At 72.2% G+C, this 19698-nt stretch carries 20 protein-coding genes and 1 tRNA gene; 11 read left to right on the top strand and 10 right to left on the bottom strand.

Annotated features, from left to right (window positions below):
* Nucleotides 1-3: 3 nt before the first annotated feature.
* Entirely contained in the window at nucleotides 4-504 is a 501-nt protein-coding gene (locus KK087_RS10530; protein ID WP_214565125.1) for a GNAT family N-acetyltransferase, read from the bottom strand.
* Between the two features lie 30 nt (nucleotides 505-534).
* Nucleotides 535-825: a hypothetical protein gene (locus KK087_RS10525; protein WP_214565122.1), complete on the bottom strand. Its 291-nt coding sequence runs from the start codon at nucleotides 823-825 to the stop codon at nucleotides 535-537.
* Nucleotides 826-977: 152 nt separating this feature from the next.
* Between KK087_RS10525 and KK087_RS10520 the strand changes: the two genes are divergently transcribed.
* Nucleotides 978-2120 carry an epoxide hydrolase family protein gene (locus KK087_RS10520; protein WP_214544330.1) on the top strand — a complete coding sequence of 381 codons (1143 nt, stop codon included), beginning with the start codon at nucleotides 978-980 and terminating at the stop codon, nucleotides 2118-2120.
* Between the two features lie 38 nt (nucleotides 2121-2158).
* Here the strand turns inward: KK087_RS10520 and KK087_RS10515 are convergent, their stop codons facing one another.
* Complete coding sequence (locus KK087_RS10515) at nucleotides 2159-2734, bottom strand: TetR/AcrR family transcriptional regulator (RefSeq protein WP_307860037.1); 576 nt, start codon at nucleotides 2732-2734, stop codon at nucleotides 2159-2161.
* 46 nt (nucleotides 2735-2780) lie between these two features.
* Between KK087_RS10515 and KK087_RS10510 the strand changes: the two genes are divergently transcribed.
* Nucleotides 2781-3698, top strand: a complete 918-nt coding sequence (locus KK087_RS10510) for an NAD(P)-dependent alcohol dehydrogenase (protein ID WP_250901002.1) — start codon at nucleotides 2781-2783, stop codon at nucleotides 3696-3698.
* Between the two features lie 239 nt (nucleotides 3699-3937).
* Here the strand turns inward: KK087_RS10510 and KK087_RS10505 are convergent, their stop codons facing one another.
* Complete coding sequence (locus KK087_RS10505; RefSeq protein ID WP_214565121.1) at nucleotides 3938-5593, bottom strand: catalase; 1656 nt, start codon at nucleotides 5591-5593, stop codon at nucleotides 3938-3940.
* Nucleotides 5594-5754: 161 nt separating this feature from the next.
* On the bottom strand, nucleotides 5755-6507 hold the full coding sequence (locus KK087_RS10500) for an HpcH/HpaI aldolase family protein (protein ID WP_214565119.1): 753 nt from the start codon (nucleotides 6505-6507) through the stop codon (nucleotides 5755-5757).
* Between the two features lie 292 nt (nucleotides 6508-6799).
* Here KK087_RS10500 and KK087_RS10495 point away from each other — a divergent pair, with 292 nt between their 5' ends.
* A complete protein-coding gene (locus KK087_RS10495) occupies nucleotides 6800-7090 on the top strand; it encodes a hypothetical protein (protein WP_214565111.1) in 291 nt (96 codons plus the stop codon).
* A gap of 52 nt (nucleotides 7091-7142) precedes the next feature.
* On the opposite strand, the gene KK087_RS10490 is transcribed toward KK087_RS10495, so the two are convergent.
* Nucleotides 7143-7547, bottom strand: coding sequence for a hypothetical protein (locus KK087_RS10490; RefSeq protein ID WP_214565109.1), 405 nt, complete (start codon nucleotides 7545-7547; stop codon nucleotides 7143-7145).
* Between the two features lie 137 nt (nucleotides 7548-7684).
* On the opposite strand from KK087_RS10490, the gene KK087_RS10485 reads away from it, so the two are divergent.
* A complete protein-coding gene (locus tag KK087_RS10485) occupies nucleotides 7685-9064 on the top strand; it encodes a hypothetical protein (protein ID WP_214565107.1) in 1380 nt (459 codons plus the stop codon).
* Nucleotides 9065-9085: 21 nt separating this feature from the next.
* Here the strand turns inward: KK087_RS10485 and KK087_RS10480 are convergent, their stop codons facing one another.
* The gene (locus KK087_RS10480; protein WP_214565105.1) at nucleotides 9086-9292 is read right to left on the bottom strand and encodes a hypothetical protein; all 207 of its coding nucleotides are present in this window, start codon (nucleotides 9290-9292) and stop codon (nucleotides 9086-9088) included.
* A gap of 133 nt (nucleotides 9293-9425) precedes the next feature.
* Here KK087_RS10480 and KK087_RS10475 point away from each other — a divergent pair.
* Nucleotides 9426-9497: transfer RNA gene (locus KK087_RS10475), tRNA-Gly, on the top strand.
* A gap of 285 nt (nucleotides 9498-9782) precedes the next feature.
* On the opposite strand, the gene KK087_RS10470 is transcribed toward KK087_RS10475, so the two are convergent.
* The 3 genes from KK087_RS10470 to KK087_RS10460 are packed head-to-tail and all read right to left on the bottom strand — an operon-like array spanning nucleotide 9783 to nucleotide 11433.
* The gene (locus KK087_RS10470; protein WP_214565103.1) at nucleotides 9783-10052 is read right to left on the bottom strand and encodes a DUF6510 family protein; all 270 of its coding nucleotides are present in this window, start codon (nucleotides 10050-10052) and stop codon (nucleotides 9783-9785) included.
* A complete protein-coding gene (locus KK087_RS10465; RefSeq protein WP_214565101.1) occupies nucleotides 10052-10843 on the bottom strand; it encodes a ferredoxin reductase in 792 nt (263 codons plus the stop codon). Before KK087_RS10465 ends, KK087_RS10470 begins: the two co-directional genes overlap by 1 nt.
* Complete coding sequence (locus tag KK087_RS10460; RefSeq protein WP_214565099.1) at nucleotides 10840-11433, bottom strand: molybdopterin-dependent oxidoreductase; 594 nt, start codon at nucleotides 11431-11433, stop codon at nucleotides 10840-10842. Before KK087_RS10460 ends, KK087_RS10465 begins: the two co-directional genes overlap by 4 nt.
* 235 nt (nucleotides 11434-11668) lie before the next feature.
* On the opposite strand from KK087_RS10460, the gene KK087_RS10455 reads away from it, so the two are divergent.
* From KK087_RS10455 to KK087_RS10430, 6 genes are read left to right on the top strand one after another with little or no spacing between them, the layout of a single operon-like run.
* A complete protein-coding gene (locus KK087_RS10455; protein ID WP_214565097.1) occupies nucleotides 11669-13270 on the top strand; it encodes an ABC transporter substrate-binding protein in 1602 nt (533 codons plus the stop codon).
* Nucleotides 13267-14295 (top strand): ABC transporter permease, encoded by a 1029-nt coding sequence (locus tag KK087_RS10450; protein ID WP_214565095.1) that lies wholly within the window; start codon nucleotides 13267-13269, stop codon nucleotides 14293-14295. Before KK087_RS10455 ends, KK087_RS10450 begins: the two co-directional genes overlap by 4 nt.
* The gene (locus KK087_RS10445) at nucleotides 14292-15176 is read left to right on the top strand and encodes an ABC transporter permease (RefSeq protein WP_214565093.1); all 885 of its coding nucleotides are present in this window, start codon (nucleotides 14292-14294) and stop codon (nucleotides 15174-15176) included. Before KK087_RS10450 ends, KK087_RS10445 begins: the two co-directional genes overlap by 4 nt.
* Entirely contained in the window at nucleotides 15173-16960 is a 1788-nt protein-coding gene (locus KK087_RS10440; RefSeq protein WP_214565091.1) for a dipeptide ABC transporter ATP-binding protein, read from the top strand. The genes KK087_RS10445 and KK087_RS10440 overlap by 4 nt, the downstream gene beginning before the upstream one ends.
* Nucleotides 16957-19053 carry a CocE/NonD family hydrolase gene (locus KK087_RS10435; RefSeq protein ID WP_214565089.1) on the top strand — a complete coding sequence of 699 codons (2097 nt, stop codon included), beginning with the start codon at nucleotides 16957-16959 and terminating at the stop codon, nucleotides 19051-19053. The genes KK087_RS10440 and KK087_RS10435 overlap by 4 nt, the downstream gene beginning before the upstream one ends.
* Nucleotides 19050-19697, top strand: a complete 648-nt coding sequence (locus KK087_RS10430) for a TetR/AcrR family transcriptional regulator (RefSeq protein WP_214530358.1) — start codon at nucleotides 19050-19052, stop codon at nucleotides 19695-19697. Before KK087_RS10435 ends, KK087_RS10430 begins: the two co-directional genes overlap by 4 nt.
* Nucleotide 19698: the final 1 nt, after the last annotated feature.

The raw sequence follows: 19698 nt of genomic DNA, 5'->3' as shown, positions 1-19698 counted from the left end.
GCGTCAGCGCACCAGCCGGACGGTCCGCGGGACGGGCCCGAACGCCGACTCCGCACCGTCGGGTGTGAACCCGTTCCGCCGGTAGAAGGCGTGCGCCCGTGGGTTGTCCGCAGCCACCCACAGCGACGCCGGGCGATCGGCGAGCACGGTGTCGAAGAGTGCCTGGCCGGTTCCGGTCCCGTGCGCACGCGCCAGGACGTAGAGCGTCGTCAGTTCCTCGGGACGGACGGCGTCCGGCTCGGGAGTCGGCTGCACCGCAGCGAACCCGACGATCCCCGTGCTGTCCAGGGCGACCCGGACAACCCCTCGGACATCCGGGCTCGCGAGCGTCGACCGCCACATGCCGACCCGCCGTACCGTGTCGAACCACGGGTTCGTGTCCGGGTCGTCGACGAACCGCCCGTAGGTCTCCCGCCACGACGTCGTGTGCACGTGGGCGATCGCGTCCGCGTCGGCGAGCGTCGCCGGCCGGATCAGCGTCGAGACGTCATCCTCGTTCCCCACCCCGTCAGGGTAGCGATCGGCGGCGAGTCTTCAGAGCTGGAGATCCAGGTCGAGGAGGCCGGCGCCGCCGAGGAACAGCGGCACGATGATCCCGAACAAGGTCAGCGTCGCCCCGATCAGGATCGCTGCGAACGCGATCCCGTCGCCCCGGTCGCCGGTCAGCCGCACGTCGCGCCGGGCGATGAACCCGACGACGACGCCGCCGATCGGCGCGAGGAACGCGAGGACGATCGCCGCCACCGCGAGCAGGCTCAGGGGCGGGACGGGTGCAGGGGCCGCCGGTGCGATCATGCGCGCTGCGGCTGGTGCGGTGTCGGTCACGTCGATCGTCCGTTCGCCAGAAACGAGGAAGGCCAGAGGCCGGGGTGGCTGGGTGGCCGCAGCCCAGCGTAGGGGGCGAACAACCGACGGGCAGCACCCGCGTTCTGGTGGCGTTCCCGGCAGTGTCGGTCGACACCGCTAGCGTCCGACGCATGCGTTCGATCCGCCTCCAGGTGTCCGACGACGACCTCGCCGACCTGCGGTCCCGTCTGCGGCGGGCGCGCGTCCCCGAACCCATCGGCGACGCGGCCGCCGGCAGCGCGCTGTCGATGGAACGGCTGGACGGCCTGCTCGACCACTGGCGGTCCGCGTTCGACTGGCGCCGCGTCGAGGACGAGCTCGGCGCGGTGCCGCAGTTCCAGGCCGAGGTCGACGGCCAACGACTGCACTTCGCCCGGCTGACCGCGACGGGGAGTCCGACGGTGCGCATCCCCGTCATCGCGATCCACGGGTGGCCGTACTCCTTCGTCGAGATGCTCCCGTTCGCCCGTGAGCTCGCCGGACGCACGGTCGACCTCGCCGAAGGCCGGACCGCGGGGTTCGACGTCGTCGTCCCGTCACTGCCCGGTTTCGGCGCCTCGGCACCGCTGGCTGACCGTCCCTTCACGGGGCCCGTGGTCGCCGAGTTGATGCACGGGCTCATGACCGAGGCCCTCGGCTACGACCGTTTCCTGACGTACGGCGAGGACGTCGGCTCGACGACGAGCGACTGGCTCGCGGCGCTGCACCCGGAGTCGACCCTCGGGTTGTTCGCCACGCACGCCGCGTTCCCGCCGCCCTCCCGCGCGCAGGACCTCACGGACGAGGAGGCCGCTTGGCTCCGTCAGCACGACGCCGAGTGGGCGCGTGGTCTCGGCTACGCGAAGGTGCAGGCGACCCGCCCCGAGATCCTGGCGGCGGCCCTCACGGACTCGCCGCTCGGGCTGGCCGCGTGGATCACCGAGAAGCTGCTGGCCTGGACGGGCGAAGGGTCGTGGTGGACCGACGACGAGCTCCTGCGCACGGTCTCGCTCTACTGGTTCACGCGGAGCATCGGCTCGTCGTTCCGCCCGTACCTCGACCATCCCCGGCAACCGGAGCTCCCGGTCGTCGACGTGCCGGTCGCGGTGGCCGTGCAGACCGGTGAACGCGGGCTGCCCCGGTCGTACGGCGCACGGACGTACCGGGACATCCGGAGCTGGCACGACCTCGACCGCGGCGGGCACTTCACCGCGTGGCAGGCACCCGGCACGGTCGCCGACGAGATCGCCGCCTTCGCCGTCGTGATCGACGCGGACGCGCCGACCGAGCTCTGACGGTCCGGATCGACTCCGACGCGTCAGATCGCCCCTGCTCAGCCGGGTGGCCGCAGCGCGCCCTCGACGTACCGCACGAGCGCGTGCCGCCGACGGTCGTGCTCGGCGGGGGAGTCCTCCGCCGTCGCGACCACGGTGATGGACCCCTGGGCCCAGGTCGCCGCGCTGGCGACGAGCAGCGCCCAGACGTCCGCGGGCTCGAGGTCGTCACGGACCCGTCCGGCGCCCTGCTCCGCTGCGATGTCGCGGAGGTGCTGCTCGTCGTGCTCTTCGAACCCCGGGTACAGGTACCCCGCTCCGTCCTGCTCGAGACGCTTCCACATGAGCAGGCGGACGAGCGCCGGATCGGCCAGGTAGTCGTCGTACAGCCGTGCCGCGTACCCGGGCAGGTCGGCGGCGTCGAACGGCACCCGGTCCCCGTTGCCGAGGACGTGGGCGCGGAAGACGGCGTCGAAGAGCGCACTCTTGCCGCCGAAGTACGTGTAGATCATCGGCTTGCTCATGCCGGAACGCTCGGCGATCCGGTCAACGCGCGCCCCGGCGATGCCGTGCGCGGCGAACTCCGTGGTGGCCGCGTCGAGGATGCGTGCTCGGGTGTCGTCGGCGGTGCTCACGAGATCCAGCGTAGCGGGCTACCAACTAGTAGGTAGTATCAGTCCCATGCTCACCACCGCACTCGTCTCGGACGCGCTCCGTGATCCGCTCCACCCCACCCAGATCCGCCGACGCGACCTCCGCCCGGACGACGTCGACGTGCGCGTGACGTTCTGCGGGGTGTGCCACAGCGACCTGCACGCCCTCGCCACGCCAGCCGACCACGGTGGGACGTTCCCGGTCGTCCCCGGGCACGAGTTCGTGGGCGAGGTCGTGGCCGTCGGAGTAGCGGTCACGGACTTCCGGCCGGGTGACCCGGTCGCGGTCGGGAACATCGTCGACTCGTGCGGCACCTGCACGATGTGCCGACGCGGACAGGAGAACTTCTGCGCCGAGTTCCCCACCCTGACCTACGCCGGCCGGGACCGCGTCGACGGCTCCGTCACCGCCGGCGCCTGGGCCGGCCGGTACGTCGTGCGGGACCGGTTCGTGTACCACCGTCCGGCCGGGCTGGACCCCGCCGCGGTGGCCCCGCTCATGTGCGCCGGCATCACGGTCTGGGAACCGCTGCGGTCCGCAGGGGTCGGTGCCGGCACGCGACTCGGTGTGGTCGGGATCGGGGGCCTGGGGCACCTCGCCGTCCGGCTCGGACGAGCGCTCGGGGCCGAGGTCACCGCGTTCACGACCACCCCGGCGAAGGCGGCGGACGCCGAGCGACTCGGGGCCGACCACGTCGTCGTCTCGACCGACCCGGCGGCGATGCAGGCGGCCCGCGGCTCCCTCGACGTCGTGCTCGACACCGTCGCCGTGGAGCACGACCTGGCGCCGTACCTCGGCGTGCTCGACCTCGACGGCACGCTCTTCAGCATCGGGTACCTCGGCCCCGTCACGATCCCGACGACCGACCTGCTGATCGGGCGCAAGCGCCTCGCGTCGGCGGGCAGCGGCGGCCACCGCTGGACGCAGGACCTGCTCGACTTCTGAGGCGAGCACGGCATCGTCGCGGACGTCGAGGTCCTGCCCGCCACCCAGGCCGACACGGCACTCGCGCGCCTCGCGCGCGGAGACGTGCGCTACCGCTTCGTCCTCGACGTGCGCGACCTCGACGCGCCCGAGCCGGCCTGATCCACGCGTCGCGCCCGGCGCTCGGGCGTGCGGAGGAGACGGACGGGAGGCCCGGTGCCAGCTGGCACCGGGCCTCCCGTCCGTCACGGGGTCGCGTCTCAGACGCGCACGGCGCGCTCGTCGGGGACACAGTGCGTCATCATCAGCCCCTCGACGTCACGGGGACCGTTGTTCCCGAGGTTCGCCAGGCGGGCGAGTTCGTCGTCACTGAGTGTCTGGGACTGCAGCGGTGGCAGGTCCTTGACCGCTTCGAGGGTGATGCCGAGGCCCTCGCCGACGCGACGACCCAGGTCGTCCTCGACCATGTAGAAGTGCCAGAGCATGCGCTCCTGCACGGGGCGGGCGGCCTGCGAGATGAGGTCGACGAAGTTCGCGACCAGGTCGTCGCGCTCCCAGTCCTCCAGCAGCAGGTACCGCTGACCCGCTTGCGTGTAGTCGTTCGTCCGGGGGATGCGCTTGCGGGTGAGGCGTCCGACGATCTCCGGCCCCTGGTCGTCGTGGGTGGGGTACTCCGCCTCGCGCAGGCCGCCGGTGATCGACGGCTCGTAGTTGACGTGCGGGTTCTCGCCGCCGTGGTCCTGGTGGTACGCCATCTGCCCGTCGCGCTGGTTCGTCGCGACGTTGCCGTTCTTCGGGGCGTTCACCGGCAGCTGCAGGTAGTTCGGCCCGACGCGGTACCGCTGCGTGTCCGAGTACGAGAACGTGCGGCCGACGAGCATCTTGTCGTCGGAGAAGTCCAGTCCGTCGACGAGCACGCCGGTGCCGAACGAGAGCTGCTCGTTCTCGGCGAAGTGGTTCGTGACGTTGCGGTTCAGGACCATCTTGCCGACGGGCTTCGGCGGGAACTCGTTCTCCGGCCAGACCTTCGTGTCGTCGAGCGGGTCGAAGTCGAGCTCCGGGTGGTCGTGGTCGTCCATGAGCTGCACGCGGAGCTCCCACTCGGGGTACTCGCCGCGCTCGATCGCCTCGTACAGGTCCTTCGACGCGTGCCCGAGGTCACCGGCCTGCACCGCGGCGGCGTCGGCCTCCGTCATCGAGGACACGCCCACCGACGGGATCCAGTGGTACTTGACGAGCTTGGTGTCCCCGTCGGCGTTCACCCACTTGTAGGTGTTCACGCCGAAGCCCTGCTGTGTCCGGTAGTTCGCCGGGATCCCGCGAGGGCTGAAGAGGTTCATCAGCATGTGCATCGACTCGGGGGTCTGCGACATGAAGTCGAAGATGCGCGCCGGTTCCTGTCGGAAGGTCACGGGGTCGGGCTTGAGGGAGTGGATGACGTCGGGGAACTTGATGGCGTCGCGGATGAAGAAGACGCCGAGGTTGTTGCCGACGAGGTCCCAGTTGCCGTCCTCGGTGTAGAACTTCACGGCGAAGCCGCGCGGGTCGCGGGCAGCCTCCGAGGAATCACGGCCGCCGATCACGGTGGAGAACCGGATCGCCAGGTCGGTGCGCTTGCCAGGCTCCTGGAACAGCTTCGCGCGGGTGTACTGCGCGATGGGCTCGTCACCCCACGTGCCGGTGGCCTCGAAGTACCCGAAGGCGACGGCACCGCGGGCGTGCACGACCCGTTCCGGGATGCGCTCGCGGTCGAAGTGGCTGATCTTCTCGAGGAACTGGTAGTTCTCGAGCGTCGCCGGGCCACGCGCCCCGACGGTGCGCTGGTTCTGGTTGTCGTAGACGGGGTGGCCCTGGCGGTTCGTCAGGATGCGGCGGTCGTCGCCCTCGGCGGGCGGTTGGCTGGAGACGTCGGTCATGTGTCTCGTCCTCTCTGCGGTCGCGGTCGGCTCGGGTTCCCGACCGAGTCTGGACCGGGGCGCGGGCACGCCCTCTCAGCGGCGTCGAGGACGCGGACGTGAACCGCTCGCTGGTGCGGTCGCCGCTGACGGCCCGTCAGTACTTCGCCGCTGACGACCGGTCAGTACGAGGTGCGACCCGTGGCTGCGGCACCGAGCACCGCGGCCGCACCGTGGGCGAGCAGGGTCCCGTCGGTGACGACGGCGACGCGGTCGAACCCGAGTGCGCGGAGCCGTTCGGCGCGGGCCAGGTCGCCGGCGAAGGCACCGGTGTGCTTGCCGGCGCGGCGGGCTGCGGCGACGATCGCGGGGAGGGGGTCCGTGGCGCGGTCGGCCTCGAGCAGCTCGGGCAGTTCCATGCCGAGCCCGATCGACAGGTCGAAGGGACCGACGAACACCGCCGAGACGCCCGGGACCGCCAGGATCTGCTCGGCGGCACGGAGCCCCTCGAGTGTCTCGAGCATCACCCACACCTCGGGGTCGGCAGCGGCGGCGGACGGTGCCGCGCCGCCCCAGAGTCCCGCCATCGGCCCCCAGCTCCGTCGACCCCGCGGTGGGTAGTGCGCGGCGCGGACGGCGTGCTCGGCCTGCTCGACGGTCTCGATCATCGGGACGATCACGATGTCGGCGCCGAGGTCGAGCGCCCTGCCGATCGCGGCGTCCGAGCCCTCGGCGACCCGGATGGCGACGGGGACCTGCGGTGCGACCGCGGCGAGGGCCGGCATCGTCGCAAGGAGCGTGGCGTCGCCGAAGGCGCCGTGCTGGGCGTCGAGGCCGAGCCAGGCGAACCCGTTCTGCGCGATCTGCGCGGTGGTGCGGGATTCGCCGAGGGTGCACCACACACCGTCGGCGCGGCCGTCTCCGAGTGCTGGCACCGTGGTCCTCCGTCTGGTCTGCGATCGCGAGCGCCGATGGTTCGGCGTCCGGCGGGTCACGCTACCGTCCTCATGCGCATGCATCGGACGTGGACAAGTGCTCACCTTCGGGTGTAGTCCTGTGCCGAGGACGCACTGCACGGGCGGTCCCGGGCCGCCAGCACCAGCCAGCACCACAGCACCACAGCACCAGTTGAGACCTGCAGGAAGGTCGGGCGGACATGCGTGACGAAGGTGACGTCAGCCGGTTCAGGACGGTCCGGGTGGTCGGCGTCCCGGTCACGGGCCCCTGATGCTCGCCGTCCGGTGGGAGCAGCAGGGGCCGAAGTCGTGGGTGGCGCGCGACCACGGGTCCTGCGTCGGGCTCGTGCTGCACGTCCGTGAGCGGTTCGTGGCGTTCGACCAGGACGACCGGCCGCTCGGGAGCGCAGCGTCCCTGGCGGCGGCTCAGCAGCTCGTCGCCGGTGCCGTCCGCTCGAGTGCCCCGGCCCGTCGGGACACCGTCGCGGTGGTGCTGTCGGTGCTCGCGGCACTGACCGTCGGGGGAGCGGCCGTCGTGCTCGCCGCCCGCGCCCTGATCTGAGCGGCGATCGTCCGCCGGAAGGCGCACCGGCGCGCTGTTCGTGCTCAGTTCCTCAGCGTCCTGACGGGCTGGCTCCGGACGGCTGACGGCGTGCACGGCGGGCCACGACGAACCAGTTCGGCACGCCGATCACCAGCGTCGCGATGAGGGTGATCAGCCACGGGTCGACCAGGGCTGCTGCGTCGGCGAGCACCGCCGTCACCGCCCCGGCTCCCGCGGCTCCGAGCAGGGAGGCCCACCACCGGGCGGGCCGTCGTCCCCACCGCAGACCGGCGAGGGTGAGCACCCCGGCGACGAGCGCGGCGATGAAGGCGATGAGCGCCAGGAGGGCGCCAGCGAACGCCGCCAGCAGGAGGTTCCCGAACGGGCCGAAGCCGTAGAGCGCCAGGGACGTGCCGAACGCGATCGCCGCGACCACGCCGCCGACCACCGCAACGCGCCCTGCGTCCGTGTCCACGTCAACGTCCTCTCGATGAGCCGGGCGACACGCCGCCCGGCGTGGGGAACCCCGTCAGGGACAGTCCACCACGTCCGGGGGTACGGCGCCTCCCGGTGGCGCGGTGTCCCGGTGCGCACACCGGTACCGTTGCGTCCGTGACCGACGACTCCGATGCCGCCATCGCCCAGCACGTCCACGACGCCTGGGACGGTTCCCTGCGCCTCGTCCACATCACCATCTCGGACGAGGACGGGGACGCCTACCCCGGGCAGGACGTCGACCGGTGGGTGATCGACGTGCGCGTCCCCATCACCGACGACGAGACCGAAGCGGTCTCCGTCGCCGAGGTCACGGCGTTCACGAGCCGTGCGCCCGAGTCGCTCGAGGCCCTGGTGCTCGGGTACCAGGTGTCCGACGTCGCCGGGTCCTTCGCGTCGGCCGTCGCCGCGCAGGACGCGACGGGGGAGACGTTCTTCTCGTTGCAGTCCCACGCCGCCGAGATGCTCGGCAAGCCCGACCTGCTCGCGGTCGACCGGCTCACGGTCCGTCCGGCGTACCGGGGGCTGCCCGGCCTGGTGCCGGCGCTCGTCGATGCCGTCCGCCACGGACCGGCCGGGCGCACCGCATCGTGGGTCCTCGCCGACCCGACGGTGTGGGACGTGCCGTTCGGCGAGGGCGACCGGTCAGCCGGTGGCTTCGTGCAGTGGGCCGACACCGCGGTGGTCACCTCGATGAACGCTGCACCCGACGACCTGGAACGCCTGTCCCTCGTGCCGCCGGCCGGTGGCATCGTGATGGGGTCGCGCTCGGACGAGGTGCACCTCGGCGACGCGATCGACCACGCGATGACCCAGCCCGCGATCGCGGTGCCGTTCGACCTGCCGCCGAAGCTCCCCGCCAGCATCTGGGCCGCGGCGCCCGAGGACGTCCACGGCGTGCACCCGGACGAGACGACCGGGTCGATCACGGTCGAGACGCACGACGAACAGCTCGAGGTCGTCGGCTCGCCGGGGACCGCCCCGCAGCTCGTGGGGATCTCGGCCTCGGCCGACGCGGCGACCCAGGAGTGGCTCCGCACCGTGCACCAGCGCTGGTGGCAGTACGAGCCGGACCTGCACGCCCGCATCCACGACGTCGTCGACGAGTACCTGTCCACCGGACACATCGAGTCGGCGTCGGACGAGCTCGCCGGGCACCTGCACGCACCCGACCTGCCGCCGTACCGGACGGAGTGGCCGGGCACCGGCACCGTCCTGCTCGAGGAACTCGGCGAGGACACCGAGCCCATCGTCTTCGACGCCGTGCTCGAGGACGGCACCCGGCACGAGCACATCGGCGTGGTCGTCGTGCACGAGTCCGGACACGTCCGCGCGTTCCTGCACGACGAGTGGGAGCCCGGGTTCCCGGCCGCGGAGGCCGCGGTCGCGCACCTCATCAGCCTGGGTGCGGGGGAGTTCTTCGCGGACGCCCTGCACGACGAGCTGTCGGCGGGCGTCGAGCACGCGATCCTGACAGGTGACGTCCGCGGACACTGACCGGGTCGCCCCGGCGCCGGTTCAGACCGGGCGGTAGATCGCGATCGGCGGGGTGTCGTCGTCGCCCGCGTCGTGTGCGTCGCCCGTCGCGAGCCAGGTGCGGCCCTCGTGCTCGATGGTGGTCGGCAGGTCGCCGTGCACCAGGATCCGGATCGCGGGGGCGTCGCCGTCGACCAGGTCGACGCCGTGGGCATCGGTCCCGCCGGGATTGTCGTGCACGTAGCTCATGGACTGATCGAACTCCGTCCGCCTGGCGGACGGCCCGCGCCGCGCCGGACACGCCCGGAACCAGCGCGGAACCGGTGCGGACGTCCATGATCAGGTAGAGTCATGTCCGCACGGCCAGCACGGCGTGTGGAATGCGGATGTGGCGCAGTGGTAGCGCATCACCTTGCCAAGGTGAGGGTCGCGAGTTCGAATCTCGTCATCCGCTCGGGTCGATCACGACCGAGCACACACGAACGAAGCACCACCGGAACCCCCGATCGCTCACCAGAGCGACGGGGGTTTCGTCGTTCGGGGACCCGGCGGGCGCAGGGTTCGGGTTCCCGCGCCCACCGGCGCGAGGGCGACCGTGCCCCCACTGGTACGCGCCGGGTGGGTGGCCCGGCGCAGTTCCGAGGATGTATCCGGAGCCGTCCCCCGTTCGGGTGGGCCTCGGATTCGACGATGCGGGAACCCGCAAGAATGTCGAACGACCCGCCGATCGAGCCTTGTGCTAATTGATTCCGTCCGGTATCGAGGTCGCCATCGCGCGTGCTCCCGGCAGCCCGACCCAGCGCCGGGCTCCGGACTCGACGACCGTGACGAGCACCGTGTCGCACCCGCGGCAGCGGGCGACGGCGCCCATCGCGGTGCGGTAGACGGTGGTCTGCCCGAGCACCCCGAGCGAACCGCACCCGGCGCAGCGCAGGGCGACCACGGTCGGCTCGGGTCCCAGACTGTCGGCCAGCGTCCCCGCCAGCGCGTTGCCGTCCACGACGACCATCAGTTGCCCCCGAACCGTTCGGCGCGCACGTCACTCGTGTCGTGTCCGAGCTCGGTGAGCCAGCGCAGCACCTGCTCGACGAACGGCGTCGACCCGCACACGTAGACCAGGGCGCCCGCGTCCGGCGGGAACACCGCGGCAGCGAGCGCGTCCCGCGTCAGCCGTCCGGCCGGCACGGACGAGCCTGGAGGCGCGGTGCGGCTGTACACGTGGGTCACCTCGAGCGGTGCCCGGCTCGCGAGCGCCTGCTCGACCTCCGCGCGGAAGAAGACGTCTTCGGGCGTGCGGACGGCGGCGAGGAGCCGGAACGGAGCGGGGTCGGCCACTTCGGCGTGGGCCGTCACCATCGCGACGAGCGGCACGATGCCGGAGCCGCCGGCGATGAGCTGCACGGGGCGGTCGGACTCGCCCGGCCGCCAGACGAACCAGCCGCCGAGGGGCCCGTGGACCTCGAGCGCGTCACCGACCTCGACGGCGTCGACGAGGAACGGGGAGACCTCGCCGCCGTCCACCCGGTCGACGGCGAGCACGACGTCGGTCGCGTCGCCGGCCGACGCGATGGAGTACGAGCGCTGCGCTTGGTAGCCGTCCTCGGCGGTCAGTCGCAGGTCCAGGTGCTGCCCGGGGTCGTTGCCCGGCCAGGTCGGGACGTCGAGGACGATCCGGCGCGCGTTCGTCGTCTCGCGGCCGACGGAGGCGACGGTCGCGGGGTGCCAGGCCGGCCGCCGGCGCGGAGCGGGACGAACGACGGGGGTGATCCGTGCCTCCAGGCCGGTGTCGGGGAGCGTCACCAGTACCGCTCTTCCTTCCACGGGTCGCCGTGCAGGTTGTAGCCCGCGTTCTCCCAGAAGCCGGGTTCGTCGTCGGACTGCATGACGATGCCGCGCACCCACTTGGCGCTCTTCCAGAAGTACAGGTGGGGTACCAGCAGGCGGGCCGGACCGCCGTGCTCGGGCGTCAGGGGCTCGCCGTCCGCTTCGAAGGCTATCCATGACTTGCCGTCGAGCAGCTCGTCGAGCGGGACGTTCGTCGTGTACCCGCCGTAGCTGTGCACCGTGCAGTAGTCGAGTTCGGTCTCGACGTCCTCGAACAGGCGGTCGAGCGGGACGCCCCGCCACGGCATGTCGAGCTTGGTCCAGTGCGTGACGCAGTGGATGTCAACGGTGACGTCCTCGACGCCGAGCGCGTGCACCTCGTCCCAGGTCCACTGGTGCAGGCCGGACTCGGTGCGGATCGAGAAGGCCCAGTCGGTCGGTTCGATGTCCGGCGTCGCTCCGGCGGACAGGACGGGCCAGTCGCGGACCAGGGTCTGACCGGGCGGGATGCGGGTGTCGTCGCGGTCGTCGCGTCGACCGCCGAACCCGCGGGTGAACGTGGCCATGGTCCTCCTCGTGGACGTCGGTGCGTTCCCGATCATGCCGTGTACCGGGTGGTGTCGTGTAACGGGTTGGTAAACGTTCCACCCGGGGACGGAACCCTCGTGCGCGGCGACGGATCGGCACGGGTTTGGGGATCCCGTCGCTCTCGGTGCCGATCCGGGCGCGGGGGTCGGGCTTGGGGGATCGGCTCCGGACCTCTATCGTTCACCGGAACGATTACAGGAGGGGTCACCCCGAATGCAGCCCATCGTCCCCGAACCCCGGAACACGCACGGTCCGAGCCGTCGCGCGCTCATCACCGGTGCCGCCGGTCTCGCCGGTCTCGGCCTGCTCACGCTGGCCGGGTGCAGCTCCGGATCCTCCGCAGGCACCCCCACCATCCCCGAGGCCGCGGTCACCGGCGTCGCCCGTCGTGGCGGACGCCTCCGCATCGCCCGACCCGCGGCGTCGGCCGCCGAGACCCTCGACTCCGCCAGCTCACTGTCGGCCTACGAGTACCTCGGCGCGCTCTACAACCGGCTCGTCAAGCTCGACCAGCAGGGCACCCCGGTGCCGGACCTGGCCGAGGACTGGTCCGCGAACGCCGACGGCACCGAGTGGACCTTCTCGCTCCGTCGAGGTGTGGTCTTCCACGACGGCTCCCGGTTCACCGCCGACGACGCCATCGCGAGCATCCGGCACATCCTCGACGAGAAGACCGGCAGCCCGCAGGCCGGGGTGCTCGGCGAGGTCATGGACGCCGACTCGATGCGCGCCGTCGACCCGTACACGCTGCGCTTCTCGCTGACGAAGCCGAACGCCGAGTTCCCGTCGCTGCTCACCGCCTACCAGTGCTACATCGTGCCGGCCGACGCCATCGCCGACATCGGCCGCACCGGGATCGGGACGGGGCCGTTCCGGCTGTCGTCGTTCACCCCTGCAGGTGCCGGCAGCGTCGAGGCGTTCCCGGACCACTTCGCCGGCCGCCCGGCGCTCGACGGCATCGACTTCTACTCGATCCAGGACACGACCGCGCGGGTGAACGCCCTGCTCGCCGGGCAGATCGACCTCATCTCGCAGACGAACCTGGACTTCGCGACCGCCCGCGTGGTGTCGGCGTCCGACCGCGCCACCGTCGCCCGGTCGAAGAACGCCCAGTGGTACACGATCCCGATGCTCGCCACGAGCGACGAGTTCAGCGACCCGCGGGTGCGCCAGGCGATGAAGCTCGCCTACGACCCCCGGAAGATCGTCGACACCGCGCTGCAGGGCACCGGGTCGGCCGGGTGGGACAACCCCGTGCCGCCGCAGCTCGCCGCCTTCGTGGACGACCACCGCGAGTACGACCCGGACAAGGCCCGGGCGCTGCTCAAGCAGGCCGGGCGCGAGGACTTCCGCGCCGCGATCTACACGTCGTCCTACGAGTCGGTGTTCACCCCGATGGCCGTGGCCTACCGGGACGCCGTCGCCGACGCGGGCATCCGGCTGACCGTCCGCAACGCGAGCTCCGACTCGTACTACACGCAGATCTGGATGCAGAAGCCGCTCATGGTGAGCTACTGGTTCACCGGACGGCCGATCGACCAGCTGCTCAACCAGATCTTCCGCTCCGGGTCGTCGTACAACGAGAGCGCGTGGTCGAACGAGACCTTCGACGGGCTGCTCGACGACGCCCGTGCCGAGATGGACGACGCCAAGCGCCTGACCCTGTACCAGGACGCGCAGCGGCTCGTCGTCGAGGACGGCGCAGACATGACGCCCATGTTCGGCGACCGGCTCGTGGGACTGTCCCGCGACGTCGTGAACTACTCGGAGTACGGCTTCGAGTTCGACTACCTGCGGATCGGACTGCGCCGATGACGACCACGAACACACCGTCGGACGTCCTCGTCCCCGTCCTCCGCCGGGTCGGCATCGCCGTGCTCACGGTGGTGCTCGCCTCGCTCTTCGTGTTCCTCGCGGTGCAGGCGCTCCCCGGTGACGTCGCCCAGCAGCTGCTCGGGCAGAACGCCACCCCCGACGCCGTCAAGCAGCTGCGCGAGACCCTCGGTCTCGACCAGAACGTCTGGCTCCGCTACCTGCAGTGGCTCGGCGGCGCGGTGCACGGCGACTTCGGCACCTCGCTCGTCAGCGGCGAACCGGTCGCCCCGACGCTGTTCACGGCCTTCCGGAACAGCATGCTCATCGCCGTGCCCGCGATGCTCGTCGGCGTCACCGTGTCCCTGACGCTCGGCGTGGTCGCCGGTGTCCGCCGCGGCCGCCCGACCGACAAGGTCATCTCGATCGTCAGCCTCGTCGTGATGAGCGTGCCGGAGTTCATGGTCGCCACCGTCCTGGTCCTGCTGTTCGCCATCGGCCTGCCGGTCTTCCCCGCCGTCGTGCTGCGGGGGAGCGACGCCACCGTCGCCGAGCTGCTGCCCACCATCTGGCTGCCGATCATCGTGCTGACCCTCGCGATGGCCGCCTACATCGTGCGGACGGCTCGCTCCTCGACGATCGACGTGATGGCGTCGGAGTTCGTCACGACGGCCGAGCTCAAGGGCCTGACGATGCGCCGGGTGGTCTGGAAGCACGCGGTGCCGAGCGCCCTGCTGCCGACGCTCAACGTCGTCGCGCTCAACGTCGCGTGGCTGCTCGGCGGCGTCGTGGTGGTCGAGAACGTCTTCAACTACCCGGGCATGGGCAAGCTCATGCTCGAGTCGGTGTTCAACCGCGACCTGCCCACGATCGAGGCGATCGCACTGCTGAGCGCACTGATCTACGTCGTCTGCAACCTCGCCGCCGACCTCGTCGCGCTCGCACTCGACCCGAAGCTCCGGACCCGTCAGCGACGACCCCGCACGCGCATCCGCAGCACGCGCAGCACCAGGAAGGCCGCAGCATGACTGCCACCGCACCCAGCCGCCGGGGACGCGCCGTGCTCGCCGGAGCCGTCGCACCGCTCCGCGGATCGACGGCACTGAGCATCGGCCTCGGCCTCATCGCCGTGCACGTCGTCCTCGCCCTGCTCGCGCCCGTCATCGCCGGGCACGACCCGGTGGCCACGAACGCCGGTGACGTGCTCGCCGGTCCGACGTGGACGCACTGGCTCGGCACCGACCAGTACGGGCGTGACGTGCTGTCCCGCACCCTGAACGGCGGCCGGTACGCCCTGTCCGTGACGTTCCTCGCGACCACGATCGCGGTCGCGGTCGGCACCGTGCTCGGCTGCGTCACGGCCTACGCCGACAACTGGTTCGACGAGGTCGTCATGCGCGTCGTCGACGCCCTGCTCAGCGTGCCCTCGATCCTGGCGCTCCTGGTCGTCGTGACGGTCTTCGACGCCGGCCTCTGGGTCATCGTCCTCGCCGTCACGGTCGTCTACGCGCCCGCGGTGACCCGGGTCGTCCGGGGTGCCGCCCGCACCGTGATCACCCAGGACTACGTCACCGCCGCCCGCGCCCAGGGCGAGCGGCCGCTGTCGATCGTGTTCCGCGAGATCCTGCCGAACGTGCTCGACGTCGTGCTCGTCGAGTACGCGATGCGGGCCTCGTGGATCGTCCTGCTCGTCGCGTCGCTGTCCTTCCTGGGCTTCGGCGCGAACCCGCCGACGCCGGACTGGGGCCTCATGGTGCAGGAGAACCGCACCGCGCTCACCGTGGTGCCGCTCGGCACGCTCGCCCCGATCGTGGCGCTCGCCACGCTGGTGATCGGACTGAACCTCGCGGCCGACGGCCTGAGCAAGTCGCTCGGCGTCGACCGTGCCAAGCAGGGAGTCAGCGCATGACCCGCACCGACACCGCCACCACGTCCGCAGCGACGACGACCACGCCCGACGCGATCGTGCGCGTCGACGACCTGTCCATCTCGTACGCCGCCGGCAAGCGGCGCGTCCCCGTCGTCCGGGGTGTCTCGTTCGCGATCGAGGCCGGTCGCACGCTCGGCCTGGTCGGCGAGTCCGGCAGCGGCAAGTCCACCGTCGCGCGGACCCTGCTCGCGCACCTCCGCGCCGGATCGTCGATCGACAACGGCACGGTCCGGGTCGACGGCGCCGACGTCTTCGCGCTGTCACCGGCCGGCCGTCGGGAACTCCGTGGCGGTACCGCCTCGGTCGTCGCCCAGAACGCCGGGCAGGCCCTGACCCCGTCGATGCGTGTGGGCGAGCAGATCCGCGAGGCCCTCCGCGCCCACGGCGAGCCCGACGGCCCCGAACGCGTCGCCGAGCTGGTCCGGTTGGTCCGGCTGCCGGACCCCGACGCGATCGTCCGCCGGTACCCGCACCAGCTGTCCGGCGGACAGCAGCAGCGCATCGCCATCGCGATGGCCGTCGCCGCCCGGCCGCGCGTGCTCGTCCTCGACGAACCGACCACCGCCCTCGACGTGGTCACCCAGGCCGCGGTCCTCGACCTGGTCGCCGCCCTCGGTCGGCAGCTCGGCATGGCCGTCCTGCTCGTCAGCCACGACCTCGGGGTGGTGTCCGCCATGGCGGACGAGATCGCCGTGATGCGCGACGGCGAGGTCGTCGAGCACGCCGCCACGGCGGCGCTCTTCGCCGCTCCGCAGCACGAGTACACGCGCGCCCTGCTGGCCGCGGTGCCGGACGGGCGACGGCCGGGAGGAACGCGAGCCGCGCCCGACGACGTGACCGTCCCCGGGACGGTCAGCTCCACGGCCACCCGCACCGCGCCTCCCGAGCGCGCAGCCCGCCCCGTGGTGACCGCGGACGACCTCGTGATCCGCTACGGCCGCGGCCTGCCGGCCGCCGTCGACGGCGTCTCGTTCACGATCGCCGCGCACGAGACGCTCGCCGTCGTCGGCGAGTCCGGCAGCGGCAAGTCGACGCTCGCCACGGCGCTGGCCGGCCTGGTGCCGGCCGAGTCGGGGACGTTCACCTACGACGACGGCGCGACCCGTGGCGACCTGCGCGAGCCGATCGCCGCGCGGTCGGCGGACCTGCGCCGCGCCGTGCAGCTCGTGTTCCAGAACGCGGACACCTCGCTCAACCCGCGGCGCACCGTCGGAGCCGCGATCGCACGGCCGCTCCGGCTGTTCAGCGGCTCGTCCTCCCGAGAACGCGTCGCGGCCCTCCTGACGCAGGTCGGGCTCGGCCCGGAGTTCGCCGACCGACTGCCCGCGCAGCTGTCCGGCGGGCAGCGGCAGCGCGTCGGGATCGCACGGGCGCTGGCGGCCGAACCATCGCTCGTCATCGCGGACGAGATCACCACCGCGCTCGACGTGCAGGTGCAGGCCGGGATCCTCGCGCTGCTGGCCGACCTGCAGCGCGAGCGGGGGCTCGCCTGCCTCTTCATCAGCCACGACCTCGCCGTGGTGCGGGGCGTGGCCGACCGGGTGGCGGTGATGACCGGCGGCCGGATCGTCGAGATCGGGCCGACCGAGCGCGTGTTCACCGGCCCGAACCACCCGTACACCTCGACGCTGCTCGCCGCGACGCTCGAACCCGGCAGCACGACCCTGCCCGACGTCGGCGACGGGGTGCCGCGCTGGCGGCACACCGACGGCTGGACGGACCACGGCGACGGACACCGCACCCGCAACTGGGAGGACGCATGACGACCGACGACGGCACCGACCACGGCACCGCCGCCGCCACCTTCACCGCCATCGGAGACCCCGGCTCGGTGCCGGCGGGCGTGACCGTCCGCGACGAGTGGATCCCGATGCCCGACGGCGTCCGGCTGCACGCCCGGATCTGGGCGCCGTCGCAGTCGCCGACGCAGCCGGGTGAGCCGATCGGTCCGACGCCGGTGCTGCTCGAGTACCTGCCGTACCGGCTCGACGACTGGACGGCGCCGCGTGACTCCGAGCGGCACCCCTGGTACGCCCAGCACGGGTACACCTCGGTGCGGGTGGACATCCGGGGCACCGGGTCGTCGGACGGGTTCTTCGACGACGAGTACAGCGAGCAGGAGCTCCGCGACGGTGAGGCCGTGATCGCCTGGCTCGCCGAGCAGCCCTGGTCGACGGGCGCCGTCGGCATGTTCGGCATCTCCTGGGGCGGCTTCAACGCACTGCAGCTCGCGGCCCGGGCACCCGCTGCGCTCAAGGCGATCGTGACGGTCTGCTCGACGGACGACCGGTACGACAACGACGTGCACTACGTCGGCGGCGCGGTGCTCGGCATCGACATGGCCGCGTGGGGCGCGACGATGTTCGCCTTCAACTCCCGCCCGCCCCGGCCCGAGGTCGTCGGCGCGGACTGGGTCGACCGGTGGCGGGAGCGCCTCGAGGCGAACCGCCCGATGACGCCGGTCTGGTTGGCACACCAGGAGCGCGACGACTACTGGCGGCACGGCAGCGCCGCCGAGGACTACGACGGCATCCGCGCGGCGGTGCTCGCGGTCGGCGGCTGGGCGGACCCCTACCGTGACGCCGTGCTCCGCCTCGTGGCCAACGTCGACGCCCCGGTGAAGGGCATCGTCGGGCCGTGGTCGCACCAGTACCCGGACCGGGGGCTCGCGCCGGGACCGTCGATCGGGTTCCTGCAGGAGACCCTGCGGTGGTGGGACCGCTGGCTGCGCGGGGTCGACACGGGCGTCGAGGACGACCCCGCACTGCGCGCCTGGATCAACGAGGGCGAAGCCCCCGCGCCGTACTACGCCGGCCGCCGTGGCCGCTGGGTCGGTGCCGAGGCGTGGCCGTCCGCCGCGACCCACGAGCGCGTGCTGCCACTCGCCGCACTGCGCGGCGGCGACCTCGGGCCGGTCGTCGTGCGGTCGCCGCAGCACACCGGCGTGGACGCCGGCAGGTTCTTCCCGTTCGGCAACGCGACCGACCTGCCGCCGGACCAGCGCGCCGAGGACGGCCGGTCGGTCACGTTCGACCTGCCCGTCGGCAAGGCGTTCGACCTGCTCGGCAACGTGCTCGTCCGGTTGTCGGTCACGAGCGACCAGCCCCGCGCCACGCTGACCGTCCGCCTGTGCGACGTCGCGCCGGACGGGGCGTCGACGCTCGTGACCCGCGGGGTGCTCAACGCGGCGAAGCGCGACGGCATGGACCGCGACGAGCCGCTGGTCCCGGGCACACCGGCCGAGCTGCCCGTGCGTCTGGTGTCGACGGGCCACCGGTTCGAGGCCGGACACCGCCTGCGCATCGCGGTCTCGTCGTCGTACTGGCCGTGGGTGTGGCCGCACGGCACCGAGGCCACGGTGACGATCGACCCCGCGGGGTCGAGCGTGACCCTGCCCACCTGGACCCGGTCGACCGACGACGGGGTGGCCTTCGGCGAGCCCGAGCGGTCCGAGCCCCTCGTGATCGAGCGCGTCGCCCCGGCCGAGCCCCTGCCGCAGCGCACCGTGACGCACGACGTCGAGACGGGGGAGTGGACGCTCGACGTCGACCCCGGGTACGGCGGCGGGCGGGTCTACCCGGACGGCCTGGTGTTCACCGAGGACGCCCGCGAGACGTACCGGATCCGTTCCGACGACCCGACGAGCGCGCGGGCGACGTCCCGATGGTCGATCGGTCTGACCAAGCCGGAGTGGGCCGCTCGTCTGGAGACCGCGTCCGACATCACCGCCGACGCCGAGGCCTTCCACGTCGTCAACACCGTGCGTGCCTGGGCCCGCGACGGCGGACCCGACGAACCCGAGGTGCTCGTCACCGAGCGGACCTTCGTCGACGACGTGCCGAGGACCTCGGCGTGACCGCGGCGGCTCGGGTCCGGCAGCGTCCGGAGGTGCGGCGCGCGATGATCGTCGAGGCGGCCCGCGCGGTGATCGTCCGGAACGGCGTCGGCGCCACCGGACTGCGGGACATCGCGGCCGAGGCCGGCGTCTCCGTCGGCACCGTCACCTACCACTTCGGCAGCGTCGCGGAGATCCTCAACGAGGTCGTGGTGCTCGAGACGGAGCGGTTCTACGGCGCGATCGTGGCTGCCGTCGATGCCGAGCCGGACGTGCTGGCGGGGCTCCGGATGCTCGTGGCCCCGCTGTTCGGCGACACCGAGCAGGTCCGGCAGCACTGGCGGATCTGGTCGGACTACTGGACGGCCGTGGTGCGGCGGCCGGAGGTCGCGGCCGAGTACGCGGAACGGATCCGCGTGTGGGAGGCCTGCCTGGTGCGGGTCATCCGGCGCGGGGTGCACAGCGGGGTGTTCCGCCACGCGGTCGAGCCCGACACCGTCGCGCTGCAGCTCGCCGCGTACAGCGACGGCGTGGCCACCCAGATCGCCCAGGGCGTCCCGGGTCTGACGAACACGGTCGCCCTGTCGTGGATGTGGCGCTTCCTGTCGCACGAACTCGGCGTGCCCGCTGTGGACATCGCCGGAACCGGTCGTTCCCCCTTGTGAT

The sequence above is a fragment of the Curtobacterium aurantiacum genome, from assembly GCF_018598555.1.
GTDB classification, from domain to species: Bacteria; Actinomycetota; Actinomycetes; order Actinomycetales; family Microbacteriaceae; genus Curtobacterium; species Curtobacterium aurantiacum.
This window is presented reverse-complemented; position numbering and strand designations above follow the sequence as displayed.